Origin of the sequence: Streptomyces sp. NPDC057638 (assembly GCF_042800315.1) — a bacterium.
In the GTDB taxonomy this organism is placed as follows: domain Bacteria; phylum Actinomycetota; class Actinomycetes; order Streptomycetales; family Streptomycetaceae; genus Streptomyces.
Genome location: NZ_JBHVHF010000148.1, coordinates 14,110 through 19,147 on the forward strand (window position 1 = coordinate 14,110; position 5,038 = coordinate 19,147).

The window sequence follows — 5,038 nt, forward strand, 5'->3', positions numbered from 1 at the left end:
CGGGGGCGACCCTGCACCCCCCGAACCTGCCCCCGGAGCCCGGCTGCCGTGGTGACGGTCCGTGCGACCGTGACCGTTGTCGATTTTTCGCAGGCCGCCCATCCCGGCTTCCGCCGTGGGAGCCCCGCCACCGGATCACCCCATGGGGGCTGTGCCGGTGATTGGCTCCGTGCGACGGTTCGCTCTACCCGAGGTCGGTTGCGAGCCGAAGGGGCGCGTCGAGTTGTCAGGTGAGTCGCGCGGAGATCGTGAGGAACGAGCGATCGAGCACGTCGCGCCTGAGAATCTCGGCTAAAGCGCCCCGGAGGCGAGCAGCCGCTAAAAGACACAGTTAAAAAAGACCAGAGGCTTCGGTGTGGCGGCCGAGGTGTTCTAAGCAGTTGGCCTGTTCATGGCGGCTGGCGCGGGTGGTCGGGTGGTCGGGGCCCAGGGTTCGTTCGTAGACCTCGGCGACCTGGGTGAAGAGCGGCAGCGCGTCGTCCCATCGGCCCGTCCGGGCGAGTCCGGAGGCGATCTCCCGGCGGGAGAGCAGGGTGTCGGGGTGGTCGGCGCCGAGGGCGCGTTCGCGGTGGGCGGTGACCTCGCGGGCTTCGGTGAGCGCCTCCTCCCAGCGGGCGAGGCGGCCGAGGTTGACCACGACGCCGTGGCGGGCGCGCAGGGTCTCGGGGTGGTGCGGCCCGTGGACCCGGGTGCGGTCGGTCACCAGGGCCTGGTAGAGCTCCAGTGCCTCGGCGCCGCGGCCGAGCCGGCCGAGGCTGATGCCGATCTCGTACCGGGCGGTGAGGGCCGCGGGATGGTCGGCGCCGAGGGTGCGCGCCCGTGCCGACGCCACCTCGCGATAGGTGGCCAGTGCCTCCGTCCAGCGGCCGAGCTGGCCGAGGGCGTAGGCGACCTCGTACCGGGTGACCAGGGTGTCGGGGTGGTCGGCGCCCAGTACCCGGGCGCGGGCGGCCGCCACCTGGCAGACCATGCGGAAGGAGTCCTCCAGCCGGCCGAGCCGGCTCAGGTTGAAGGCGAGGTTGTGGCGGCAGCGGAGGGTGTCGGGGTGGTCCGCGCCCCGGGTCCGTTCCCGCGCGGCGAGGACCTCGGTGAAGTCGGTGTGGGCCTCGAAGTGGCGGCCGAGCTGGCCGAGGACGTAGGCGGCTTCCTCCCGGACGTCCAGGGTGGCGGGGTGTTCGGCGCCCAGGGCCCGGGTGCGGCCGTCGGTGACCCGGCCGAACTCGCGGAGCGCTTCCGCCGGCCGCCCGGTGCGGCTGAGGCTGAAGCCGATCTCGTACCGGGAGGAGAGGGTGTCGGGGTGGTCCGGGCCGAGGGCGTGTTCCCGTTCGGCGGCGACCGCGCGGTGGATCTCCCCCGCCTCCTCCCAGCGGCCGAGCCTGCTGAGGCCGAGTGCGTCGCGGTGGCGGCCCGCGAGCACCGCGAGCAGTTCCGGTGCGGGGGTGGGGCGTTCGTGGTCGCCTGGCGACGGCACCACGGTGAAGCGGGCGCCCGCGGTGGTCCACTCGCCGGTGAGGCCGTCCGTGTGGTCGGGCAGCACGGTCCGCAGCGCGGTGCCGACGGCCTTGTGGCCCGTGGTCATCCCCTGGGTCCACGCGGGCAGCCGGGGGGTACCCGGGCCGGGCGCTCCCCGGCTGACGGGTCCGCGCCCGATCAGCGGCTGTCGTCCCCGGGCGATCCTGCGGCCGAGTTCCTTGGCGTCGTCGGGCCTGCCGTCGGGGGACTTGGCGAGCAGGTCGAGCACGACCTGTTCGAAGTGCCCGGGTATGTCGGAACGGTGGACGCTCAGGGGCTGGGGTGTGGTGTCCCGGTGCCCGACGAGGACCGCCCACGCGTCGTCGTGGTCGAACGGTGGTACGCCCGTGGCGAGTTCGTACAGCACACAGCCGAGCGAGTACAGATCGCTGCGGTGGTCGATCTGGCCTCCGCTGATCTGTTCCGGGGACATGTAGTGCGGGGTGCCCATGGCGATGCCGTTGCCGGTCAGCCGGGAGGAGTAGCCGATGTCCGCGCCGAGCCGGGCGATGCCGAAGTCGCAGATCTTCACCCCGCCGTCGAGCAGCCGCATGATGTTGGCGGGCTTGAGGTCGCGGTGGACGATGCCGCGTTCATGGGTGTAGGCGAGGGCGTCGGCGACCTGGACCGCGATGTCCATGATGTCGTCCACGGGCAGCGGGCGGCCCTCCTCCTCCGCCATGAGCTGGCTCAGGTTGAGCCCTTCCAGCAGTTCCATCACCAGGTAGAGCACGCCCTCGTACTCACCGAAGTCATGGATGACGGTCACGCCCCGGTGCTGGAGGGCGGCGGCGACCCGGGCTTCCCGGCGGAAGCGTTCGCGCAGCACGGTGGCGAAGGCGGAGTCGGGCTGGGAGCCCACCGGCTTGAGGCACTTGACCGCGACCGTGCGGCCCAGCGACTCGTCGACGGCCCGCCACACCTCGCCCATGCCGCCGCGCCCGATCACCTCGACCAGCCGGTACCGGTCTTGGATCAGCCTGGTTTCCGCCATCGCGTGCTGTCGCCCCCGTCACTCCGCCGCTTGCGCCCTGGCGGTTCCAGTATGGCCTTGTGACCGCGGAGTTTGTACGGGCTGGGGCGGGTACCGGGGCCGAGTCTGGCCACCGCGTCGAGGATATGCCCTGGTGGGAGTTGCCAGCGCAGCCGTGCGGGTACACAGCGCAGGAGTCGGCCCGCTGTGACGAGCCGCCGGTCGACATGTTCCGCGGGCGGGGCGGGTCTGCCGTAGAGGGCGTGCGCGAACGGCGGCAGGGAGTGGTAGGAGAGCCGGGCCACCGAGCGCCAGAGCGTCGCGCGGACGGGGACGAGGACGGCCGGGATGGGCGGGCGGCGCAGGAAGGCGTCGATGGCGCGGGCGTCCGCCCCGGCGGCGAGACGGGGGCGGATCCCGTCCATGTAGGCGCCCAGCTCCGCGACGGTCGCGGGCACCCGCCGGGGGTCGAGGCCGACCAGCCGGGCGCTGACGCGGTGTTCGTCGACATAGCGGTCGGCCTGGGCGTCGGTGAGGGGGTAGCCGGAGCGGCGCACCACCTGGAGGTAGGAGTCGACCTCGGCGCAGTGCACCCACAGCAGCAGCTCGGGTTCGTCCACCCCGTAGCGGTCCCCGGTGTGGGGGTCGACCACCTTCAGCCGGGAGTGGACCCGCCGGACCTGGGCGCCCGCCGCTTCGGCGGCCTCGGTGGTTCCGTAGCAGATGGTGCCGACGAAGTCGGCGGTGCTCAGCAGTCTGCCCCAGGCGTTCTCGCGGAAGTCGGAGAACTGCATGACCCCGCGGACGGCCCGTGGGTGGAGGGCTTGGAGGTAGAGCGCGCGGACTCCGGCGATCCACATCATCGGGTCGCCGTGCATATGCCAGGTGATGGAGTGGGGGCCGAAGAGGCCGGGGTCGGGGTGGACCGGGGCCGCCCCGGGTGGGGCGGGTGACCTCGGGGGCTCGCCTCCGGTGGGCAGGTGAGGGGAACCCTCCCCTTCGGATGTTCCGGTTCCCGGGGCGGGGCCGGGTCTGGTGGGGTCGGCGGCATCGGTCATCTGCGGCTCCTTGCGGGCGGTCACCCGGAGGTGTGGTGCCGACGGGATGGTGCGGAGCGAACATCTGTACCTTTCCTTCCCCGTCCTTCCCACGGCGCCCGTCGCTTGCACGGGACTTCGCCGGTGTTCTCGGCGGTACTTTCGGCCGTGCTTTCGCCGCCGCGCGCTCCCTCCCCGTGGTTCCGCCGGGCCCGGCGGGCCGCTCCCCTCCGTACCGGGGTTCCGTACGGGAGCGCGCGGGCCGGTTCCGTACGGGGGGTCCGCGGGCCGCTCATGGATCCCCCGTACGGGAGGACGTCTCCCGCGTGCCTCAGCCCGGCCAGCCGGTGAGGGCCTGGGCGATGTGGTCGGCGTGCTGGGACATCATCGTGAAGTGGTCGCCCGGAACTGGGACCTCCGTATGTGCCAGCGGCCAGCGGTGCCGCCACTCCCCGCCGTCCAGGGCCGCCACCCCGTCCGGGAGCCGGGTCGCCTCCCGCGCGCTGAGCATCAGCGTGGGCGCCCGGAGTTCCGCGACCGGCCGCCACTGCTCGTGGTGGAGAGCGATATACGCGGCGGAGGCGGTGATCTTCTCGTACGAGTAGTTCTCGGCCCGCACCACGCTCCGGTACGTGCGCTGGAACGACTCCTGGAGACGCGCCGGGAGCTGGTCCGCCGTGTAGGTGTCGATGAGGACCACACCCCGTGGCCCATGACGGCCGTCGGCCTGGAGGGCGGCGGCGACGGAGTGGGCGAGCGCGCCACCGGAGGAGTACCCGACCAACAGGTACGGCGTGTCACCCGCCCGGTCCACGGTGGCGTCGGCGAGCACGTCCACGAGCGCCTCCCAGGAGGCGGCGAGCGGCTCATCGGTCTCGTAACCCGGCGGAACGATCACGTCGACATCGCGTTCGCCCTGGAAGTGACGGGCCAGGGCACTGAAGTTGAGTACGGGTTCCCAGGTGGAGATCGACGGCAGACAGATCAGCCGGGGCCCTCCCGGGCCTTCCGCCAGCCGGGTGACGGTGGTGGTCAGACCGCCGTCGGCGCGCTCCCGCACGGCGGCGGCCGACCGGGCGAGCGTTCCCGCCGCCTCGAAGAGGTCCCGGTCGACCAGCTCCCGGTAGATGTCGGCGAGACCGGTGCCGGGCCCGGCGGGCTCCTCGGTCACGGGCCGCTCCGCCAGGCGGGCGAGCAGGAACTCGGCGGCCAGGCGCGGCCCGTCGTACGTGAAGACGAGGGTGACGGGCAGCCGCAGTCCGGTGGCCCTGGCGAGCCGGTTGCGCAGCTCCACCGCCGTCAGGGAGTCGAACCCGGCGGCGCGGAAGCCCGCGCCCTCGGGCAGCCCCCCGGGTGTGTCGACGCCGAGCACGGACCCGGCCTCGCGCCGCACCAGCGCGACGAGCGCGCCCAGCCGCCGCCCGGGGTCCGGGTCGTCGAGCCCGGTGGCCGCCGCCGTGGCGGCCACCGCCCGCCGGGCCGGTCCCGCCAGCCGCCGCAGCAGTGGGGGCAGGGT

The 5,038-nt window shown here is 73.3% G+C and carries 3 protein-coding genes; all 3 read right to left on the reverse strand.

The genetic code is table 11. The annotated features are described in order from the left end of the window. Positions 1-331: 331 nt before the first annotated feature. Positions 332-2,506 carry a tetratricopeptide repeat protein gene (locus ACFVIM_RS20275; protein ID WP_384303085.1) on the reverse strand — a complete coding sequence of 725 codons (2,175 nt, stop codon included), beginning with the start codon at positions 2,504-2,506 and terminating at the stop codon, positions 332-334. Beyond that, positions 2,488-3,363 (reverse strand): oxygenase MpaB family protein, encoded by an 876-nt coding sequence (locus ACFVIM_RS20280; protein WP_384303091.1) that lies wholly within the window; start codon positions 3,361-3,363, stop codon positions 2,488-2,490. The genes ACFVIM_RS20275 and ACFVIM_RS20280 overlap by 19 nt, the downstream gene beginning before the upstream one ends. A gap of 490 nt (positions 3,364-3,853) precedes the next feature. Next, on the reverse strand, positions 3,854-5,038 hold a 1,185-nt coding region (locus tag ACFVIM_RS20285), incomplete at its 5' end, for a thioesterase domain-containing protein (RefSeq protein ID WP_384303087.1).

What these genes read in the sequence shown, in the direction of transcription:
- ACFVIM_RS20280 (WP_384303091.1), bottom strand. Translation starts at nt 3,363, where the DNA reads ATGCACGGCGACCCGATGATGTGGATCGCCGGAGTCCGCGCGCTCTAC.
- ACFVIM_RS20275 (WP_384303085.1), bottom strand. Translation starts at nt 2,506, where the DNA reads ATGGCGGAAACCAGGCTGATCCAAGACCGGTACCGGCTGGTCGAGGTG.